Origin of the sequence: Psychroserpens sp. NJDZ02, assembly GCF_004843725.1 — a bacterium.
Taxonomy (GTDB): domain Bacteria; phylum Bacteroidota; class Bacteroidia; order Flavobacteriales; family Flavobacteriaceae; genus Olleya.
Window position 1 is genome coordinate 3,089,943 of sequence record NZ_CP039451.1, and the last position, 22,097, is coordinate 3,112,039.

14 protein-coding genes are annotated in these 22,097 nt (G+C 28.1%); all 14 read left to right on the top strand.

What is annotated here, in order from left to right:
* The first annotated feature begins 129 nt into the window (after positions 1-129).
* The 14 genes from E9099_RS13585 (at position 130) to E9099_RS13650 (ending at position 21,878) form a co-directional block, all read left to right on the top strand.
* A complete protein-coding gene (locus tag E9099_RS13585) occupies positions 130-1,299 on the top strand; it encodes a reverse transcriptase domain-containing protein (RefSeq protein WP_136584093.1) in 1,170 nt (389 codons plus the stop codon).
* 10 nt (positions 1,300-1,309) lie between these two features.
* On the top strand, positions 1,310-2,650 hold the full coding sequence (locus tag E9099_RS13590; protein WP_136584094.1) for a hypothetical protein: 1,341 nt from the start codon (positions 1,310-1,312) through the stop codon (positions 2,648-2,650).
* A complete protein-coding gene (locus tag E9099_RS13595; RefSeq protein ID WP_136584095.1) occupies positions 2,647-3,276 on the top strand; it encodes a hypothetical protein in 630 nt (209 codons plus the stop codon). The genes E9099_RS13590 and E9099_RS13595 overlap by 4 nt, the downstream gene beginning before the upstream one ends.
* Before the next feature lie 2 nt (positions 3,277-3,278).
* Complete coding sequence (locus E9099_RS13600) at positions 3,279-4,961, top strand: response regulator (protein ID WP_136584096.1); 1,683 nt, start codon at positions 3,279-3,281, stop codon at positions 4,959-4,961.
* Between the two features lie 74 nt (positions 4,962-5,035).
* On the top strand, positions 5,036-7,159 hold the full coding sequence (locus tag E9099_RS13605) for an ATP-dependent RecD-like DNA helicase (protein ID WP_136584097.1): 2,124 nt from the start codon (positions 5,036-5,038) through the stop codon (positions 7,157-7,159).
* On the top strand, positions 7,149-8,732 hold the full coding sequence (locus E9099_RS13610; protein ID WP_136584098.1) for a DUF7017 domain-containing protein: 1,584 nt from the start codon (positions 7,149-7,151) through the stop codon (positions 8,730-8,732). Before E9099_RS13605 ends, E9099_RS13610 begins: the two co-directional genes overlap by 11 nt.
* A 136-nt stretch (positions 8,733-8,868) precedes the next feature.
* Complete coding sequence (locus E9099_RS13615) at positions 8,869-9,543, top strand: vWA domain-containing protein (protein ID WP_136584099.1); 675 nt, start codon at positions 8,869-8,871, stop codon at positions 9,541-9,543.
* Between the two features lie 3 nt (positions 9,544-9,546).
* Positions 9,547-10,242: a protein phosphatase 2C domain-containing protein gene (locus E9099_RS13620; protein ID WP_136584100.1), complete on the top strand. Its 696-nt coding sequence runs from the start codon at positions 9,547-9,549 to the stop codon at positions 10,240-10,242.
* A complete protein-coding gene (locus E9099_RS13625) occupies positions 10,224-11,618 on the top strand; it encodes a protein kinase domain-containing protein (protein WP_136584101.1) in 1,395 nt (464 codons plus the stop codon). Before E9099_RS13620 ends, E9099_RS13625 begins: the two co-directional genes overlap by 19 nt.
* Positions 11,615-14,812 (top strand): DEAD/DEAH box helicase, encoded by a 3,198-nt coding sequence (locus tag E9099_RS13630; protein WP_136584102.1) that lies wholly within the window; start codon positions 11,615-11,617, stop codon positions 14,810-14,812. The genes E9099_RS13625 and E9099_RS13630 overlap by 4 nt, the downstream gene beginning before the upstream one ends.
* On the top strand, positions 14,796-16,325 hold the full coding sequence (locus tag E9099_RS13635) for a hypothetical protein (protein ID WP_136584103.1): 1,530 nt from the start codon (positions 14,796-14,798) through the stop codon (positions 16,323-16,325). Before E9099_RS13630 ends, E9099_RS13635 begins: the two co-directional genes overlap by 17 nt.
* A 57-nt stretch (positions 16,326-16,382) precedes the next feature.
* On the top strand, positions 16,383-18,722 hold the full coding sequence (locus E9099_RS13640; RefSeq protein WP_136584104.1) for an AAA family ATPase: 2,340 nt from the start codon (positions 16,383-16,385) through the stop codon (positions 18,720-18,722).
* 1 nt (position 18,723) lies between these two features.
* Positions 18,724-20,670, top strand: a complete 1,947-nt coding sequence (locus E9099_RS13645) for a hypothetical protein (RefSeq protein ID WP_136584105.1) — start codon at positions 18,724-18,726, stop codon at positions 20,668-20,670.
* Between the two features lie 101 nt (positions 20,671-20,771).
* Complete coding sequence (locus tag E9099_RS13650; RefSeq protein ID WP_136584106.1) at positions 20,772-21,878, top strand: hypothetical protein; 1,107 nt, start codon at positions 20,772-20,774, stop codon at positions 21,876-21,878.
* Positions 21,879-22,097 lie beyond the last annotated feature (219 nt).

Here is a 22,097-nt window from a genome sequence, read left to right on the forward strand (position 1 = left end):
ATTATATTATTTATATATTATTTAGTTCTATTATTATTATTATTATTATTATTATTTAGATCTATTTATATTAAGTTTAAAATCATACAAAAAGAATAGACGTTTAGGTTTTTCTAGAATTTTATAACTATGAAACTAGAAAAACAACATACAGAGCAGATAATAAAGCAATTTAAAGCCTTAAGGACTAAGGATGATTTGGTGGTATTAATCAATAAAGTTAATTTAATCTTATATGGAGATAAGTTTATATCCTTAACTGTTAAGGGACTTAATTATTATGCTAATCCAGAATATAGTGATAAAAGATATTCGAGTTTTTCTATCAAAAAGAAAAGTGGAGGAGAGCGCATTATAAATGCACCTGTAAATGGATTAAAGCATATTTTAAGGCCTTTAAATATTATTTTAAACAGTATTGCCATGCCTCATGCTAAAGCTACAGGTTTTGTGCTAGGTAAGTCTATAGTAGACAATGCTCAAGCGCATGTTGGATACAACTATGTTTATAATATTGATTTAAAGGATTTTTTCCATTCTTTTGATAGAAATAGAGTAAAGTTAGGGTTTATCTGTGCCCCTTTTAATTTAAACGGTCTTCTAGAACCTATAGCTTTTTTATTAGCATCATTATGTACACATCCTTTTGAAATTGATGGGGTTATTAATACGGTTTTACCTCAAGGAGCGCCAACGTCTCCAACAATTACTAATATACTTTGTGTAAAGCTAGATAGACGATTAAATGGTTTAGCAAAACGTTTTAAAGCTAATTATACCCGGTATGCTGATGATATCACATTTTCATGTAATGTAAATATTTTTAAAAATGATGAGTTTTTAAAAGAGCTGAATAGGATTATCGCAGAAGATCAAAACTTAATTTTAAACGATAAAAAAACGCGTTTACAGCAAACAGGAAATCGTCAAGCGGTAACTGGTTTAACAGTAAATACTAAAGTTAATGTTAACTCTAAATACATTAAGCAATTACGTATGTGGTTGTATTATTGGGAAAAATACGGTTTTAATAAAGCAGAATCCATTTTTCTAAGAGACTACGCTGTTGAGAAAGGACAATTGAAAAAAGGCAAACCTAATTTTAAAAGTGTTTTAGGAGGGAAGTTGGAATATTTAAAAATGGTAAAAGGTTTTAATGATAGCACCTATTTAAAGTTGAATACTCGTTTTACTAAACTATCTAAAACGGAAAGCAAATTGGAGCAAACTCTGAAAGCATGGGAGAATAATGGCATAGAAAAGGCTATGGAGATTTATAAATTAGCAAAAATCAATTAGTTTTTTAATTATGAATAAATTTAAATTTATAAAGCAATTACTAGATAATGAAAAGTTTAATACTTCTCAAAAGGATAGGGTTTTAAGGTTGGTTTCTAGGGAATTGGGGAGTTCTTCAAAACGTGATGATCAGGTTTTAAGTGATATAATAAATATTAAAAAGAAAATAGGGTTTGATGATGTAAGGAGTGAGGGTGAAAAACCTATAAATGTTTTTGAGCTTTTAGATGAAGAGAAAAAAGAAAAAATAGACAATAAAAAATCGATTTCACCTGATCTTACATGGCCAGAAGCATTTAAACAAAATACTTTGGGTGAGTATATGGTTGATATGAGGGAGACTCAAAAACGTAAGAGCTTTGCAGAACAATATAAGAAAGCTAAGATCAATATAACAAAGGATAATATATCCTTAGAGTTCCCAAAATTGAATAATGCGCCTTCTTTAGTAAAATTGATGAATCAATTTTCAGATAATTCTAAAGCATTGAAATATACTACCCATAGTTGGGAGTATGGGAAATTTCAAAGTTTTGAAGAATTTACAATTAAGATTAAAGAAGAATGGAATGAAATTAGTAAGGAATTAACAATGCTTAATCCAAGGTTATCTGCAAAAATTTCTAATTTTTTATTTAACAATAAGCTAGGAGAAAAAAAAGACGAAAAATATTATCATGTTTGGGGGGAAAAAAGATTAAAATTTGGCTGGGCTTCTAAATCTTTAGAATTATATATGAAGAATTCTGAAAACGATCCATTCAGTTTTACCATTCCTGAAAATATAAAATCTTTAGACACTAAGCATAATTTATTGTTGTTTGATCAATATGTGTCCGAGTTTAAAAATGAGATTGAAATAAGAGAAGATAATTCTGCTTTAGTAAATCTGATTAATTTTTTATGGACAAGTGAGTTAGGTTATGATTTTAACCTTATTCAACAAGATACTGAGGGTGTTTCTTTCTTTACGGATGTTCCATATTTAAAATCTGTTATTAAAATTGTTTTTGGTAGTTTTAAGAAACGTCCTCAGTTTCCTAATATTATTTGTCGTATTGAAGAAAATTTTGAAGAGAATTATGTCGAATTGAGTATTACACAGTTAGAATCTAAATGTACAAGAAGTATAAATGATCCAAAGATATTAAAACCAAAAGGAGGGGATCTATCAACTATTATCGAAAACTTGAAAAATCTAGCAGATTTCTCTGTTATAGGAGAGTTTAAAGATGAACAAGTTTATAGAGTTAATTATCTTACCAGTAATCGTGAATTTAAACACTTAGATAAAAAGGGCGAGAATTATTTATGTCATGGTTTTACGTACTTATTAAAATTTTATTTATGAAAAAAGTAATATTAATAGAAGACAGACCAAATAGACAAATAGATTTCACAAAAAAGTTGAATAAAGATCTAAACAAAATTTCGATTTTAGAGAATGTTTGTGGATTCGAAAAATTTAATACGTACAAAAAAATATTGAGTTCAAGTAACTTGAATCAACTGGACGACTTTCAAGTTATAATTGTTCATAGATCTGCATTATCGGCAAATGAACGTTTAAGGCTAGTTGATTTTGCTAAAAAAAATTCTAAAACATTGGTTTTGTTTTCAGGAGGTATTTCTTCTGTTACTTTGCAAAATATTGGAAATGGGGTTTTATTAACAATCAACTCAAAAGACTTGTATAGCAACTCATTCATTAATTATCTAGAAAATGATGATTTAAATATTTTACTGTTAGCTTTTGGCGAAAACTGGAAAATTAATTTGGAAGTAAGTTTATTGGATAAATTAATTTTTTATATTATCGATTATACTCCTAGACCTTTATCAATAATACTTGCTGAATTAAAAGTTCCTGAATGGATTAAAGAAAATTATTTTAAAAATTTTGATGGAATAATTCAGTTAAATGAATTACAACAATTAAAAGAAGATATTCAAAATAACTTATTAAAGTCAATATAAAAATGGATAATATTTTATTTAGAAATAGTCTGATTAAAGAAATAAAAAACTTTAACACTTCAAGTTTTTTTAAATTACATGAAGTGCCTAATAATGGTTATGTAAAAGATATTGATACTCGAATTCATGAAACTCTTGAAGGATTAAACAATGTTGAAGTAAATTCGATTACAATTCCAATTAGTATTACTGAAAATTTTTTAGAATTTTCAGGTTTAAGGTTAGCCCATCATATAAGGTTATCCCCAAATCTGTCTTTTCGTAAAACACCTATTATAATTATGGGTTCTCTAAATGAGAAACAACTACTAAAACTTTCTTCTCTTGCTAATATATTATTAACACCTAATGTTTTTTATGTAAACCTTTCAAAATATGCTTTTGATACTATAGAAAAATCTGTAAAAAAATTAGAACTTTCTGATGGTTTATCTTTTGATTTTAATAAGTATTTAGATAAAGTAACTATAAATCCTCCAGAAAATTATCAATCACATCATAGTATTGATAACGAACTATGCTTATTACGTTGGTCAGAATTTTTGGGGATTTCAGAGCAAATATCAGAGGTGAAGAATAATTTACAGTCTAATCTTTATTTTAAATATGTAAATATAATCAATCCAATAAAGGTTGTTCAAAAAGGTAATCCCTACTTTTTTTCGGACAATGCTAAAATATTACTTATTGATGATCAATTTGACAAAGGGTGGGAGCCTTTTTACAAAGCTTTTTTTGAACTGAGTAAACATCAAATAAAACTCGAAACATTGGATATTGATTTCCAAATGATGAATAGTTATGATATTATTGAAAATGCCAAAAGAAAAATTAGAAATTTTGACCCAGATATAGTTTTACTTGATTTGAGATTATCGGATTCAGATTTATATAATGATCCAGAAAATTTAACAGGAAATAAAATTTTAAAGGATATAAAATTATTTAATAAAGGGGTTCAAGTAATAATTATTACAGCTTCTAACAAAGTTTGGAATTATGAAGTAAGTTTAGATTTCGGTTGTAACGGTTTCATTGTCAAAAACTCAAAGAATAATGTTTCAGAGGATATAAAGAATTTAAAGTTAAAAATTAATTTATGTATAAATAGAGCTAGTTATCTCAAACAGGCTTTTAAATCCTTAAATAATTCATTTGCTTTTATTGACGAAGCTATTAAAAATGAAGTTATAGAAAAGCCTTTTGGAAATGAGTTGATTAAATATATGGAAATCGCGCTTGTAATGTTTGAGCGAGCTAAAACTAAAGACAGTTTTGCCTATTCTTATTTATCTCTTTTCAAGTGCTTAGAATTAATAGTAGGTAATCTTGTTTATGAGGAGAGAAATAATTGGTTTATTAAAGAGGGTGAAGAATTGAAACAATTATTTTGGGATAAGAATTTAAAAAAGTATTTATTTAATAACGTTACTGAATTTAGAAATAATACACCTTCTACTTTTGAGAAATCTGCTGGTTTGTGTAAACAGTTATGGTCTTATGACAATGAAGATATTAGGCAAATTTATTTTTCTATAGATAGGAGGAATAAGTTTATTCATCCTCCTAATGAGAAACTCAATAGTTTTGTACAATCAAATTTGAATAAAATTTTTATTAAAGAAGGTTTTATGCTCTTATTAAATCAAATAGAGGAAATGATAAGTAATTTTAATCTAGATTAAAAATTTCAAAACACCCATGCAAACACTATGCACACCTCCACATTACATTTGTATCAAATAAGAAACCAAAAAATATGAACAATCATTTTCAACATATAAATATTAACCAAGATCAGCAGCAAGCTATTGATAAAATAAATGGTTTTTTAAAAAGTGATGATAATATTTTTATTCTTCAAGGGTATGCTGGTACAGGAAAAACTACTTTAATAAAAGGGATTCTTAATTTTTTAGAGAAAACTAATAAGCAGTTTAATGTAATGGCTCCAACAGGTAGAGCTGCTAAAGTATTAAGAGATAAAACTGGTTATGGTAAAACTGTTCATAGTAGTGTTTATAAATTAGAAGAATTAAAATCAATTAATTCTGATTCAAAAGAATTAGCAGAGCATGATATAAAATATCTATTTCCTATCGATTTAGATAATAATGTAGAAAGGGTTTTAATTGTAGATGAAGCTTCTATGATATCTAGTAGAGAATCTAAAAACGAACTTTTTGATTTTGGAACAAATATTCTTTTAAATGACTTGTTGTCGCATACATTTCAAACAAATAAAAACAACAAAATTATTTTTGTTGGTGATCCTGCTCAATTACCTCCAGTGGGTGATAATCAATCCAAGGCATTAGAATTATCCTTTTTTAAAGGATTAGGCTATTCTTGTGCAGATGCTCAATTAACGCAAGTTATGAGACAAGATGATAATTTAATTTTAGAAAACGCAAATACAATTAGAGGGTTATTAAAAGAATCATCTAGAAATGCAATTGAATTAAATTATGATGATAGCAGCTTTGTTAAATTAGATACATATGATATTGTAAATAAGTATACACAATTATATCCAAATCCTCAAATTGGTGATGGTGTTATAATATCTTTTTCAAACGCACAATGCTACCAGTATAATTTAGCAATTAGAGAACAATTATATCCTCAAAACAAAGATATTGTTGCAGGAGATATAATAATGATTAATAACAATAATCAATATACTTACAAAACACAATTGTTTAACGGTGATTTGGCAAAGGTGGTATACGTTTCAAACCAGGTTGTAGAACAATCTGCTCCTGTATATGTTGAAAAAAACGGAAAACGAACTCAAGAAATAATTAAACTTAAATTTAGAAAAATTGAGTTTAGAGTGCCGCATTTTGATGAAGAAATATGCTGTTTTATTATTGATGATTTATTAAATAGTATCGACCGAGACTTAACATTGGATACGACTAGAATGTTGTATATAAATTTTGTAATGCGTTTTAATAACGAACAAGAGAAAAGAAAACAATTAGGTCTAGAAAAATTCAAAGTAGGCTCTAAAGAGTTTAAAGACAAATTAGTAAAAGATCCTTTCTATAATGCTTTAAAAGTTAAATATGGTTATGCTATAACTTGCCACAAGTCACAAGGTGGCGAATGGGATAAAGTATTTGTTGATTATACTGGAAGAACAGGTTTGTCTGATGATGTTTTAAAATGGAGCTATACTGCTACCACAAGGGGTGTAAATACTGTGTTTGCCGTCAATCCGCCACATTTAACAACCTTCAGTAGGTTAAAGGTTTTAAATATTATTAATGTTGGTCAAATACCCAATAATGCTCTTTATTTAAACAATGTTAATTGCTCGCCTTATCATAAAAATTATCAGCATAAAGCCAAAAGCTTAAAATTTTGGGAAGTAAAAGACGCATTAGAATCAACTGATTTTAATATAATAAATATTGAAACCAATAATTGGTTAGAAAAATATACTGTTACAAATTTTTCAAATAAAGAATATATTTTAGAAGCGAGTCATCGAGGTTCAGGTCATTTTATAGATCAATTTGACGTTAGAAATAAAACAGGGATTGAAGAGGAACAAATACTAGAAACTATTTTTAATCAAAATTACTCAACAGATTTAAGTTTAGATTATACACCAAGTGCTAAGTTTTTAGAATCATTATACTTTGTAATGAGAAGCTATTGTCAGGCATTAAATATATCAATTACAAATATTGATGAACAAGTTGAAAAGTATTTTGTACAATATTTTTTAGTTACAGATAGTATAAGTGCTAGCATTCAGTTTTATTTTAAGAATAACGAAAGTTTTTCTAAAGTTATGCCTAGAACTTACAGATGTGACGATGATGTAAAATTGAAATTATTAATCCATAAATTAGAACAGTATGCCAGCTAAAGATATTAAAGAACTGAGAGAATCAGGGAAATTGGAAGAAGCTTTAATTATGGCTAAAAACGAATTTGATGTAGCGCCTGATAATATTTGGACAAAGAGAAATTTAGCTTGGGTATATTATTCTCTTTTAAAAAAACATCAAGGGAATCAAGATGATTTTTTGAGTGTCCTAATTAAGATAATAGAACTAAAATTACCAGAAAATGAAAACATGTTTTATGAGCAGTTATGTTGGGCAGTTGGTATGCATAATTTTAAAATATCAAAAGATGAAGAAGTAGCTATGAATAAATTCTCAGCTATTAAATCTGTTTTTTATCAGGTTAGAAGTTTAAGTTTTGTGTCCTCTAAAGGTTACAGTTTTCTTTTAAAATCGTTTCATAATGAATTTAAAGGTATTAAGAATTCCTCAGGATTTAATACTGATAATTTTATAAATTTTTCTGAAAGTTATAGAGAATTAATATTATGGAGTGGATTTAATAGTTTCGGTGAAGAAGATTTTTTGCCAAATGAAGTTAACGGTCGAAAAATAATTTCATTTGTGGAACAAATCATAATTGCTTATTCCAAAGTTTTGTTGGAAGGAGAGCCTCTGAAAACTGATGAGCCTAATGAAAACTTGTTATATTTGAGTAAAAGAAGTATAAATGCAAGTCAGGTTGATTCTTTTTTATTCTTTTTGAATAAGATAATCAATTTACATCCAGAGTATCAATATACACTATACTATAAATCTAAATTATTATTGGCTCTTAATAGATTAGAGGAGGCTAAAAACTCTTTAATTCCTTTTGTAAAACAGAAGAAAAATGATTTTTGGGTTTGGGAATTATTATCAGAAGCTTTTCCGGAAGATGTGGACTTACAAATAGGCTGTTTGTGTAAAGGGTTGACTTTAAATGCAAAAGAGTCTTTTTTAGTTAAAGTGCATGAGAAATTAGCTAATCTTTTAATACAGAAAGAGTTGTTTTTAGAGGCTTCTATTGAAATACTGAATACTTGTTTAATTAGAAAGAAGAATAATTGGAAAATCACTAATGATTTGACTAATTTAATGAATCAAGGATGGTACAATAAAGAGGTAGTAAAAAATGGTAATACCGATTTTTATTTAAAACACTCCAAATTAGCAGAAGAGCTACTATATAATAATCATGAAGAGATTGTAATCGTAGTTGAGCATATAAATGATAGTAAAAAAGTAGTCAATTTTATTAAAAACAAACAGGTTTTTGGCTTTTTTAGTTACAAACATTTAAATATAAACCCTGAAGTTGGTTCTGTTTTTAAAGTAAGATTAAACCAAATAGGTGAAGAAGGGTTTTTTAAAGTTTTGACTATTAAGTTATGTTCTCAATCCGTTTCTGAATCTGTCAGTTCTGTTTCTGGAAATTTAAGAATATTAGAAAACAAAAATTTTGGGTTTATTCAGGATGTTTTTATAACTCCTGATTTGATTGATAATAACCATTTAAAAAATGGTGATATTGTTAATGCTAAAACAATATTGTCTTTCAATAAAAAGCGAAATGAATGGGGTTGGAAAGCATTTAAGGTAGCTAAAGATTAAATGGAGTTTGAATCTATTAAAAAAATGAAGTAAATATTATATAAAATAACTCCTGTTTGTAATTAAACCTATCTATGCATTACCACTGCATAGTTAGATGTTAAGTTTGCTTTAATTAAATAATAAACTAAACAATATGAAAAATTTAAATGATTTAATTATTCAAAAAGCGAGACCATTACCTGTTATAATATTGGCAGATACTAGTGGTAGTATGGCAAGTGATAATAGAATAGGTGTTTTAAATAATGCTATTAGAGAAATGATAGACTCATTAAAAGATGAAAATACGCTAAGGGCTGAAATATATTTTTCTGTTATCACTTTTGGTGGATCTGTAAAATCTCATTTAGGCTTTACAAAAGCAAATGAAATAAATTGGACAAATCTAACAGCTGGAGGTGGCACCCCAATGGGAGGAGCATTTACTGAAACAAAAATATTTTTAGAGGACAAAAACTTAATACCAAGCAGGTCTTATGCTCCTACGTTAGTATTGCTTTCAGACGGCCAGCCTACAGATAATTGGTCTGAAGCACTGAAACAACTGATTTCATCTCCAAGAGCTTCTAAAGCTTTAAGAATAGCAATGTCAATTGGCGCAGGACAAGATGGTACGAATGTCTTAAAACAATTCCTAGGGGATTCTGAACTAGATGTTTTTCAAGCGGTCCAAGCAAGAGATATTAAAAAATTCTTCCGTTTTGTAACCATGAGTGTTTCTCAAAGAGCGAAAAGCGTAAACCCTGATCAACCCATTAGTTTAACTTTTGATGATTCTGACGATAACCTTGATGATTTTGAATTTTAATCGATGAATTTTAATTCCGCAATTATTAAAGGTCCTGAAAAGAAAGTACTCCAAGATGCATTTGGTATTATAAATCAAAAGCAATTTAGTCTTTTAGTGGTTGCTGATGGACTTGGTTCTGCAGAACATAGTGGTTTTGGAGCTAAAAAAGCAATAGATGCTGTTCAGAAAGCGGTATCAGAATGGCAAAAATTAGAAAAGAAAGACATTAAGGTTTTAATACAATTAGTCCAATTTTATTGGAATCTTTTAATTGGTGACTCGGATTTTGAAAAAAAAGAATGTGCTACTACTTGCCTATTTGCTTATATAGATAAGTTAAGTAATACAATTATATTAAGCCAACTTGGAGATGGCTTAGTAATGTGTAAAACAAAAAAAGAAACTATTTTATTAAAATCTGCAGAAGAATATAATTTCACAAAGTCTTTAGGAAGTTCAAAATCTTATAAGGATTGGAATATCAAACATACCGATTTTGATAGCGATGGTTTTAATTTATTACTGACAACGGATGGTATTTCGGAAGATTTGGTAGAAAGTAAAGAAGATCAGTTTATGGAGGGATTGATCGAGAAAATGAAAAGTACTAAAAGAAACAAAAGAAATGGTTATTTACATCAGTTACTAAAGAATTGGCCTACAAAGTATCATACAGACGATAAAACAATTTGCATTGCATGGGAAAAGAAAAAGTAATAATAGGTTTCAGTTCTGGAGCTAATTACATAATAGAAAAAGAAATTGGGTCAGGTGGTCAAGGAAAAGTGTTTTCGGTTAAAGGAGGGAAATATGCTTTTAAGTTAATTGGAAAAAAAACTAGCTCTAAATCCCAACGACTTAAAAGGAAAATATCCTATTTAAAAACGAGACCATTAGAAGATTTACCTATTTCATTACCCATAGAGCAAATTGAAGGGAATGGATTAGGGTATATTATGGAATTGGCAACAGATATGATTTCTTTAGAGGAGTTTATTAAACCAAACCCGGAAATAGATTTTACATTATGGTGGCAAGAAACAGGAGGCTTAAAAAAGCGAATTAGTGTTTTAGAAAAGATAGCAAAAACATTGTCAGATTTACATTCAAGAGGGTTTGTTTATGGCGATTTTTCGTTGAGTAATATTTTTGTGTCTGAAGATAAAGACTACTCTGAAATATTTTTTATTGATGCAGATAATATTACGCATGAATCTAGAGTAGGTACCGCTGTTTATACTCCTGGTTATGCAGCTCCAGAAATCATTAAAACAGATGATCATCAGCCAAAAAGTGGATATGATACCTATACGGATAATTATTCTTTTGCCATAATAGCCTATCAATTACTGACTTTAAACCATCCGTTTATTGGGGATTATGTAAATGAAGGAGAACCGGAACTAGAGGAAAAAGCTTATTTAGGAATGATTCCTTGGGTAAATCACACTAAAGATGATATTAATGTTGCTAGCAGTGGTATTCCTACTTCTCTTACCATATCAAAGAAAATGATGGATGCATTTCAGCAAACTTTTGAGAAAGGAATCAATCAGAAGTTTAAAAGAACAAGTGCTTTTAAATGGCAAGAAATTCTATTTGGAGCTCTGGATGCTATTATTGAGTGTAATAAATCGTGTAAACAGAATTTCTTTTTTTCTAAAGAAATCACCTGTCCATTTTGTGAAGAGCAATTAAATTTTGTGGGGATTGCACGTATTCATCATTTAATACGAGGTTTGAAGGATGAAATTAAAAAGAGTTTTTCAGTAGAGCTTAAAGATATTGAAAACATTGGAAGGGTATTAACTACAAAAATAATGACTCCTAACAAGTATTTAGTTTTTTATGAAAGTGACTTCCTATTAAATTCATCAAATAATGAGTTGTTTAAAATTAAGATTCAGGAAGATTCTATTTTTATAAAAGGAATGGATTTAAAGCGTGTGTCAATAGTTTCAAATAAGAAATATAAAAAGGATGTTGATATCTCTAACGAAATAAAAGTAACACAAACAGAAGATTTTACATTGTTTTATAATGATGTGAATAAATATCAAAGAATCTTAAAACTAAAAAAATACGCTTTATGAGAATACAGGATATATTCAAAGGCAAAAAGGAGGAGATTAATTTAAGATTGAAACCATCTATTAAAAGTGAATCATTTACAAAAAACAATAATCTGTCTGTAAAAATTAAGTATTCGCAGAATACATATTGGCTTTTTTTAAATGAAGATCGCTTTGAAGTGGAAGGATTAACTTCAAAAGATAATAAGGAATTAGAAAGAATAGCTAGTAGCAATAGTCTTAATTTATTGATTACTTCACAAGGAACGAAAGCGGAAATAAAATCTAAATTACTTACAGATACTATAAACTTGCCAGATGGTATCGAAATAGGGCTTACAGATATAATTATTGATGATATCAATAAAAGACACTCAAAAAAAAGGAAAGGAAAAAAACATACAGATTGGTTAACTAATGAATTAATTATTGAAGATGGTGATGAGAAGCAAGTTCTTTTAGATAATGCTCCTAATTCTGGTGGATTTCGAATATTTGGTAAATCTATAGTTATCGACGTTAAGATTAATGAAGATAATATTTATGAGATTGTAAGAATAGTAAATTGGAAAAATAGTTTCAATCCCACTTTTTTATTGAAAGGAGAAATTGAAATAAAAGATATTTCAGAAGCTGGAAAATTGAGAGCAGATACGGAGTTAAAACTAAATAGAATTAATTCTAATCAGAGATATATCAATACTTGGGAGAAATACCAAGAAAAAGAAAAGGAAAGTAATATAAAAGAAGTTGAAAGTAGAGGCTTTTTAACAATTACTGAAATTAAAAGAGTTTCTGAAGGTAAATATAAATTGGTGTTTGATAAAAATGAAAACACCAATAATTGGTTAGAAATAGAAACAGGTACTTATGTAGACTTAAATAGCAACCAAGAGCTTCCTAATTTTAATTCATATGAAGATAAAAATAGTGCGAAAACTATTTGTAAGTTAATATCTAAAGAGAGTAACGACCTAATGGTTACATCTGAAAATGAAATACCGCAGACTACTACTGAAATTTATTATGCTAGCTTGTCATTATTAGGAAATGTAATAATGAATTCAAGAAGAACAAGGTCTTTAGATGCAATTAGAAATAACACAACCCCAATGCCCGTACTCTCAGCGGTTTTAGAAGGTGTAGATTATAATTCGGTAACTAGAAGAAAAATAAAACCTTTAACTTCTAAAGTTAAAAGAGAATTTGGAGAGTTTGGTCCCAATGAAATGCAAGAATTAGCTTTAGATGTTGCTTTAAACTCACCAGACATAACAATTATACAAGGGCCTCCAGGAACAGGAAAAACAAAAGTTATAAGTGCTTTAGCTACACGTTTAACAGAGGTTTATAAAGACAATGGTGAAGCACCAGAAATGAATATTTTACTAACGGCATTTCAGCATGACGCTGTTGAAAATATGGCTTCTCGTACAGAAGTTCTTGGTTTACCTGCTATAAAGTTTAGTAAAGCACAAAACCAGTCTGTTGATGTTATTGAAAAATGGATTAATAAACAATCAGAAAAAATTGAAGCCGTTCAAATTGAGATTGAACCTAATGAAGCGGAATTAATTTATAATGATACAATCTCCTATTATTTAACTTATATAAAAACATTAGATACAGAAAAGGCGAAAAGTGATCTTTTAAAACTACGTAAAGAAAATATTTCCATTTTACCAGACGAATTACTTAATGATATCAGTAGCTTAACAAAAAAAGAAGTCAATACGGATGATGATCTTAAAAATAGAATAATAGATAATATTTCTAATATTAGAACAAATAAAATAAGCTATGAAGATGATGGTGTAATAAATTTAAGAAGATATTTAAAAAACTATTCAAGATATAAAGAGGAACTGCCAGTTGTAGATATTAGTTTAATTGAGGAATTAAAAGTTGTTTTAAAAACGGAAGACATAGATGATATTGACTTTTTAATGTTAGAAGACATTAAACTAAAACTATTAGAACCTATAAAATCCATTGATATTAATAAAAAGATTAAACAGTCTAATGCTAAAATAGAAAGTGTTTTTAAAAAAATGATAGCATTTTTATCAGATCAAATTAAATCGGATGGTTCTGTGTATTCTGTGCTTTCTGAATTTCAAAATGATTTAAATAGTAATAAAGATAGAGTTAAAGAAACGGTACAAAATTATGTAGCATTGGCTGCAGCAACTGTTCAGGGTAGTAAAGCAAAACAACTTACAGAAGTAAAACCAGATCCATTTGATACCGTTATAGTGGATGAAGCTGCAAGAGCAAATCCGTTAGATTTATTAATTCCTTTAACATCCGCTAAAAGACGCATAGTATTAGTTGGAGATCATAGACAATTACCTCATATAATTGATAGTGCTATTCAAAAAGAATTAGAGGCAGATGAAAATGCGGCAGAAAAACTAAAGGAGTATTTAAAAGATAGTTTGTTTGAGCGTTTCTATAATATTTTAAAAGAATTAAATAAAAAAGATCATATTCTAAGAGTAGTAACCTTAAATACCCAATATAGAATGCATCCTGTTATTGGTGATTTTATAAGTAGAACGTTCTATGAAAAATATGGAGATCCTAAAATTGATTCAGGAACGCCTGCAGAAAAATTGACACACACGATTGAAGAATACAACAATAAGGTAGCTGTAAGTATTAATATACCACTTATAAAAGGGGAAGAAAAAAAGAAAAACGGTAGTACTTATAGAGATGTTGAAGCTAAAGAAACTATTCGTCGTGCAAAGGAGATTTTAGACAGTGACCCATCCATATCTGTCGGTGTTATTACTTTTTACAGTAGACAGGTTACAGAGTTGTTTATGGAAGCAGAAAAATTAGGACTAGCGGAGAAAAATGAAAGTGGAGATTATATGATAACAAAGGGATATCAAAAAACAATGAATGGTGACGAACGCTTTAGAATAGGTTCTGTAGATGCTTTTCAAGGTAAAGAGTTTGATGTTGTGATATTATCACTTGTTCGTTCTAATAAACTTCCTGCTAAAACAGGTAATGATATTCGAAGTAAATATGGCTTTTTAACTTCTTATAACAGATTGAATGTTGCTATGAGTAGAGCTAAAAAACTAATTATTGCGGTTGGAGACGAAGACATGTTTAAAACAAAAGAAGCAGAGGAACATATTTTTGGACTTAGTGCATTTTATAACGAATTAATAAACTCAGATTATGGCGTTAGTATTTGATAAAAAAAACATAGAAGTAAAATTTTTATCAGAAAAACCAATTGATGAAAATGTAAAAAAAGAATTAATAGTGTATCCCGTACTAGCACATAAAATTTATGCTCCAGTAATAGATGATTTAAACTTAAATATATTTCAAAAACATATTTTATCCATTTTAAATAAAGGGAATTTTTCTGTAGACGAGATTGCTAAATGGTTAAGCCTAGATCTTGACTTAGTGAAAACAATACTTGCCGAATTAGCTAATAAAAGTCTTTTAGATATCAATTCAATGTCTATTACTAATAAAGGTAAAGAATTAATAGAAGGATCTTTTTCTTGGTTTAATAATATAGATAGTTTAAAGAAAGATATTCGGTATATTTTTCAAGATGTTTTTACACAAGAATTATTTCCTATTATTTTACCTTTTGATAATTTCCAGGTTAACATTAAGCTCAGTAGAGAGCAATTAACATATAAAACAAAAGGAAAAAAAGATAGTTTTTTCTATGAATTAATTGCTCCTAAAGACCTGAATTTAAATAATATTAGAAAGCCAGAAACTCAAGAGATTTTAGATACTATAAAAAAACAAGCAGATAAATACATTCCTAATTCTAAAAATGATTTAAAAGAAGTTGCTAATGCCGTAAACTATCTAGATGAAGAACCAGATTTGTTTTATTGTGCCATGTGGATTTCTTCTGAACAGAATAATAAGCAAGAAGAAAATATAGAAATCTCTGACCCTTTTAATATATATGATGATGCATATTGGTTACGAAACACTATTTTAAAAGCTCAGAGCCAAAATGAAACATTAAAAGAGGTTATTCATAGTTTAGTATACAATATCGAGGAGGAAGAAAAAATACAGGCCTCAGAATTTATGATTGGTTTTGATAAAGAGATAGAAAACGAACTTAACCAGATATTTGACTTCACTTTAAAATTGGAATACCCATTGCTTTACTCAGCAATTAAAGAGTATTATTTTGATGTAAAATTTTATAAAGTACACAAAGACACTTCTCATTTAAAAAATGCTTTCAGAAAAAGTCAGATTGTTGTGGAAACTCTTTTTAAGCTAATCTTTGAAAATTATAAGGAGGACTATGGAGATGTGATTAGCAGTCAAACATATAATGGAGGACGTTTTCATGCTTTCAAGGAAGAAATTAAAACAAAGATTAATACAATCAATCCAAATAGCTTAATCCCTAACTGGTATCATAGGGAATTTAAAGGTGTTGAAAGTGCTTTGAAAAATCCAGATCGCGCTTCGTTAAGAGCTTTGTTTATTGCAGGTGTTATGGCATCTGTTTATAATAGCAATAATCCAATTTATAAGATACTTAAAGAAAAAAATAATTTTTCTGTTTGTGTAGAAAATATAGCAGAAAGTAGAAATAAAGTAGGACATAAGTATACCGAAGTAGCAGATAATGAAATAGACAAGTATTATAAAGATGCAATAGCAATGCAAAAAGATATAGAAGAAATTATAGAAATATTCTTAAAAAACTAAGTATGCAAACTTATTGCATAGTGAAGTTTTACATTTGAATTATTAAAAGACATAAAAATGGCAAAAAGAAATAAAAACAAAAAGAAATCTACAAATAACAGTTCACAAAATAATGCCGAAAGTGATAAACAAACAGCTGATAATTTAGAGAGTAAATTAGAGGAGATTATCATTAACAATGAGGTTACTCCTGATGAAATTGCACAAATAGATATAATGGAAGAGGATAATTCTAATCCTACTTATAAATCCGCAAAAGATTTATATCATAATGCTTTACAAATTGAAAAAGTATTAGAAAAAAGAAAAACCGAATACGAGAAGTTAAAAGAAAAATTAAAAGAAGAACAAAGCCAACTAAACAAAGAAAAAGAAGGAGCAGTAAAATTAAAAACTGATTTAAAAGAGCAACTGGATAAATATAACGAAGAATTAATAGAAATTAATCAGTTAAGAATAGATGGTGGTTGGGCGAGTGTTATCGATAAAAAACTGTTAGACAATTATGACGAGCAATTAAAAAAGCAAGAAGAAGTTCTATCAAATAAAATCACAGAACTAAATACGAAGCATACTGAATACATTACACTTTTATCAGATTTAGAAACCAAAAAACTAGATCAAGAAACGGAAATTAAAAAACTAATAAGCAATAAAAAATCGGAGTTAGAAGAAGTTTTTAAAGATAGATTCAATGAAAAAGAGAATAAACTTGTTAAACTTTCAAATGAATTAGAATCAAGTAAAAGACTTTTAGATAAAAAACAAAAGGAATTAAATTACCAAATTGAAGATTTTGAAGATGATAAAATCTATTTAACAGATAAAGCAAAAAAACAAGTAAAAGAAGAAATTGAAGATTTAAATCAACAAATCATTAATTTAACAGATAAGAATAATGCTTTACAGAATAGTCTTCACTCTTTAAAAGAGGAGTTACAGTATTTGGGAGACAAAAGTGCTGAAGATGTAGTTTCTAAATTAAGAGACCAAGAAAAAACAATATTTGAATTAAGAGAGAAACTTGAAACAAGTCCAGGTAGTATTAATATGGACGACTTAAAAAGGTTACAAAAAGAAAAGAACGATTGGCAAAACAAAATAGGTGAAATTAATGCACAATTAAGCGAATATAAATCCAGGTATGAAAACCAAAAGCTTCAAATTGGTGAAAAGGAAAGACTAGAGTTTCAAAAAGAAGAGTTAGAGTTAAGAATTAAATTACAGCAAGCTGCATTGGAAGAGCTTAAGTATGAAGTTAATGATTTAACCAAAGAATCAGAAGATAAAGTGACTTTTGTGTCTTGCTCCGATATGGATAAGAAATTTAGTGAAGAACCTTTCAAAGCACTTCAAAATACAATTAGCAAAGGATGGATAAATAATATACAGCAAGCTATAGCTCAGGTTACTGTTAATGAGTTGTATTATGATAGAAATACGTTACGCTCTTTTATTGCAGGTTTGTCAATGAGTCGTTTTTCAATTTTACAAGGAATTAGTGGTACTGGGAAAACAAGTTTACCCAAAGCGTTTGCTGAATCTATTGGAGGAAATTATGGCATTGTAGAAGTGCAATCTGGATGGAAAGATCGCCAAGATTTAATAGGGTATTATAACACATTCGAAAAGAAATATTACGAAGGTAAATTCTTGAAATTATTGTATAAAGCTGGAACTCCAAAATATAGTAATAAACCGTTTTTTATTATTCTTGATGAAATGAATCTATCACATCCAGAACATTATTTTGCAGATATGCTTTCCATAATGGAAGAGACAAATCCGGATAAACAAATTCTAACAGTAAGTGATAAAGTTAAAGATATTCCTAAACTAATGTTAGAGCTTAGCGAAGGTGATATCGGATTAAAAATACCTCAAAACGTATGGTTTATTGGTACTGCAAATCATGACGAAACTACTTTACAGTTTGCTCCAAAAACTTATGATAGAGCAAATATTTTAGAGATGCCTATTAATAATAAACCTTTTGAAATTAAAAGTATTGATAAATCTAAAGTTCAGATATCTAATGATGCCTTTTTGGGTTTTATGAAAGATTCCAAATTTATTGATGACAATGTCGAGGGGTATTTAAATGGAGATTTTAAAACGATATGTAATAAGTTAGGAATTGGATGGGGAAATAGACTGCAAAAGCAAATTGAACTGTTTACACCTGTTTTTATAGCTTTAGATGGTAGTATAGCAGATGCACTTGATCATATCATTGCATCTAAAATATTAAGATCCATAAAAGGTAGATATGATTTGCAAGAACCTACTTTAAAGGAAATGAAGGATGAATTAGATCTTAATTTTAATGATAAGTTTAATGGTTTTGCAAAAAAGTCATTGAAAATTGTAAATAAAGAATTAAGCCGTTTTAACTAAGATGATTGTATTTGATAGAATATTAAATAAAGAAATTCATGTTTCAAAGATTAAGACCCCAATTGTTTTAGGCAGATATATCTTTACATCGGATAATGCAGCTAATCAATTGAATGGATGCGAGATTAAGAAACAAGATTTTTTAGTGCCATATAAATCTCTTGAAGGAGAATTAAATATTGAATCAAATAAGAGAAAAATACTTTTTCAAGAAAACACGTTACTTAATGATACTATTAGTTCCTTAATAAAGCATTCTTTATTGGATGTTTCGGAAGAGATTAAATATAAGGATGATCTATTACTTTTAAGTGAGATAAATATTTTATTAAGAAATTTTGATGAGAGATTAGAAATTTCTGAATTTGAATTATTTATTCAAACTAAACTTTTTCATATAGAAGAAGTGTGTCGTCAACCTTCCTATCATTTGAAAAGAGAAATAACAAAGCTAAATGTATCTCGAGCAAAACGAATTCCTGTAAAAGCTATTAATTATTTAGCGGCACATACAGAAGATTGGTCTAGAAGAAAAATACGCTCTGTAGAACCGAGAAAGGTTTTAACAGAGATTATCGATTATGATTTAGAAATTTATGAAAATCAGGTTACTGTTCGTTTTATTGATAAATTATTAGTTTATTTTTCTCAAAGAATGGTTAATGAAATTGACGTTATTGATAGCTTTATAGAGAATATTGAACAAATTATAAAATCAAGAAGTAATTCGGGTAAAAAAAAATATTGGTATAAAAAACTGGATAATGATTATAAAAAATTAGGAAAAGCTGTTGCTTCAATTGATGCAAGTAGAATTAAGGTTGAAAAAATCAAAGTTTTTATTTCGTCTATTCAAATGCGATTGTTTGGATTACTAAAAAGTGATTTATATATAAATAATTCTAGACAAAGTATTTCAATATCTCAAAAGCTAAAAAGAACAAATCTTTTTGATAATCATCAGCACTATAGGTTTGTTAAAGTTTTATGGGATAAATTTCATACACATGATGTTGTTGATTATTCACGAAAATCAAAAGAGAATCAAGACCTAGTTAAGTCCTTTGCAGATTATTCTTGGGTTCTTTTTTTAAGAGCTTTATATCAATTGGGCTTTATTAATTTACAAACAAAAAATAATTCTTCTATTATACTCAAAAATAATACAATACCTAATGTTATAATCAGATTAGTTAAGAATGAAAAGCAAACTATTAATGTTTTTTTTAATGAAAACAGAACACTCTCCTTTGTACCCGTTCCTTCAACTACAGACAATTTTAATATATATCCAAAAGAAAGTGAGAATACCTTTTATTTGACCTTAGTAGGTTCAGAAGAAAGAAATGATATTATTAAAATATCACCTACAGCTATTAATAGTGAAGAGAACATAGCAAAAATTTTATTTAAGCATGTTTTAGAATTGTATACAAATGCTTATTTGTTTAAATTAGATTCTCAATCCATTTCTAAATTTAGTGTTTTAAATACTTGGTTAAAAAAGAGCACATCATTAGTAATAGATAATGGAGTTGGAAATAAAATTGATTTATGGTTAAAACGCAAATTGAATAACCATGAATTAAAAGAATTAGATACTGTTTTAATTAAACAAAATCAGGAATTAAATAGTCGTACAGATATTCGAGCTAGACAAATTAATTCTTTAAAAGAAATAGAAAAACAATTAAAAATATTAGGTAAGACTCATTTTGAACAATATGAGGCCTGTGTTAGATGTTGTGTAAAGAATCCAGCTAATATTACTACAAATGCTAAAAAAGGTTTTAAGTATAAATGTAGTGCGAGAGGTTGTGAAGTAGAATATGGCTTTACTGAAAAAGGTGTTTTTTACAAAGTTCGTGATTATGAAAAAATAATGGCTAATTTAGAAATGACGAATAGTGGTGATTTGTTGAACGCTTTTGGTTTTGAATATATTTAAAGATTTTCAAACAAGATTATCATGATTAGTGAAGTTAAATGAGTTTTATTGATTGACAGGAATATTATGATTAATAATAAAGATAAAGACATTACAAAAATTTGAATAACACTAAAACATTCACTCGGTTTGAATTATATAAATTAGTTTGGTCTAAGCCAATTTCTGAAATAATTAAAGTTCATTCTTTAACTAATAGTAAACTTAGAAATATTTGTATTAAAAATGATATTCCGTTACCTAAAACAGGACATTGGCAAAATATAAAAAATAATAAAGAGGTAGTTGCACCTCCTTTACCGAACTTAGGTAAGAGTTACAGTGATATTTCTTTATCCATAAAGTCTCAATTAATAATTGAACGGAATACACTTATAAAAGAACTTAAAAAAGATAGAACATTGCCGTTTTATGTTCCTAAAAATTTCATTAGAACGGATCCATTAATAGTTAGAACAAAAAAGTACTATTCAGCAGTTTTAAAAATTAAGTATCCAGGAAAAGTACCAGTACCAAAAGAAGGTGTGTTTTCTATCAAAGTTTCGAAAGCGCTTAGAAAAAGAGCATATCTATTTGCAGATACTTTTATAAAACTTATTAGAGCAAGAGGCCATGTTTTATTAGTTGTTACAGATAATAAATATATAGGTCAAAATGGGACAAAGCTTTTAATATTAGGTGAATCTTATGATATAAGAATTCGTGAACCCGATTATAGAATCATAGATAAAGATTCCGATTATAATTCGGCTAAATACTATCCTTCTGGTAAGTTAATGTTTAAGTTAGATGACTTATATGGACACTCGTGGGTAGATACAAATAATCAACTTTTGGAAGATAAGTTACCTGATATTTTGGCTTATTTTGAATTGCGAGCTAAAAGAGATATAAATAAACGTATTGAAAGAGATATTAGAGAGAAAGAGTATAAGTTAAAACAAAAGATTAACGAAGAATTAAAAGCTAATAAGGAAAAGGAGCTGATGGCTTTTAAAGAAGTATTAAATCATTCTAGTCGTTGGCAAAAGTCTATGGATCTAAGAAAATATATTCAAGTTATCGAATCGGATGCAATACAAAACAACAAACTTTCATTTGTGCTACAAGACTGGCTTCAGTGGGTCAAAGATAAAGCGGATTGGTACGACCCTTTAATAGAAAAAGAAGATGTGTTATTTTATGGAGTGGATAGGGATTCTTTATAGATAAAGTTTAAAATTTAATCCTATGAGATATTGTACTTTTGAATCCTATAAAGTTATTAATTAGTAAAATACAATTTATATCAACTAAAGTAGTACAGCTTTAATACAACTCATTCTTTGTTATCTCAATGACAGTAAGGTATAACACTTTCTGTATTGGAAAGTAAGTATTAAATCAAAAGTAGAAATTAAGAGGTCAAAATAAAAAGCTGTGATAAT

Bases quoted from the DNA above. Each gene is read 5' to 3' on its own strand.
- E9099_RS13585 (WP_136584093.1), top strand. From the start codon at position 130: ATGAAACTAGAAAAACAACATACAGAGCAGATAATAAAGCAATTTAAA.
- E9099_RS13590 (WP_136584094.1), top strand. From the start codon at position 1,310: ATGAATAAATTTAAATTTATAAAGCAATTACTAGATAATGAAAAGTTT.
- E9099_RS13595 (WP_136584095.1), top strand. From the start codon at position 2,647: ATGAAAAAAGTAATATTAATAGAAGACAGACCAAATAGACAAATAGAT.
- E9099_RS13600 (WP_136584096.1), top strand. From the start codon at position 3,279: ATGGATAATATTTTATTTAGAAATAGTCTGATTAAAGAAATAAAAAAC.
- E9099_RS13605 (WP_136584097.1), top strand. From the start codon at position 5,036: ATGAACAATCATTTTCAACATATAAATATTAACCAAGATCAGCAGCAA.
- E9099_RS13610 (WP_136584098.1), top strand. From the start codon at position 7,149: ATGCCAGCTAAAGATATTAAAGAACTGAGAGAATCAGGGAAATTGGAA.
- E9099_RS13615 (WP_136584099.1), top strand. From the start codon at position 8,869: ATGAAAAATTTAAATGATTTAATTATTCAAAAAGCGAGACCATTACCT.
- E9099_RS13620 (WP_136584100.1), top strand. From the start codon at position 9,547: ATGAATTTTAATTCCGCAATTATTAAAGGTCCTGAAAAGAAAGTACTC.
- E9099_RS13625 (WP_136584101.1), top strand. From the start codon at position 10,224: ATGGGAAAAGAAAAAGTAATAATAGGTTTCAGTTCTGGAGCTAATTAC.
- E9099_RS13630 (WP_136584102.1), top strand. From the start codon at position 11,615: ATGAGAATACAGGATATATTCAAAGGCAAAAAGGAGGAGATTAATTTA.
- E9099_RS13635 (WP_136584103.1), top strand. From the start codon at position 14,796: ATGGCGTTAGTATTTGATAAAAAAAACATAGAAGTAAAATTTTTATCA.
- E9099_RS13640 (WP_136584104.1), top strand. From the start codon at position 16,383: ATGGCAAAAAGAAATAAAAACAAAAAGAAATCTACAAATAACAGTTCA.
- E9099_RS13645 (WP_136584105.1), top strand. From the start codon at position 18,724: ATGATTGTATTTGATAGAATATTAAATAAAGAAATTCATGTTTCAAAG.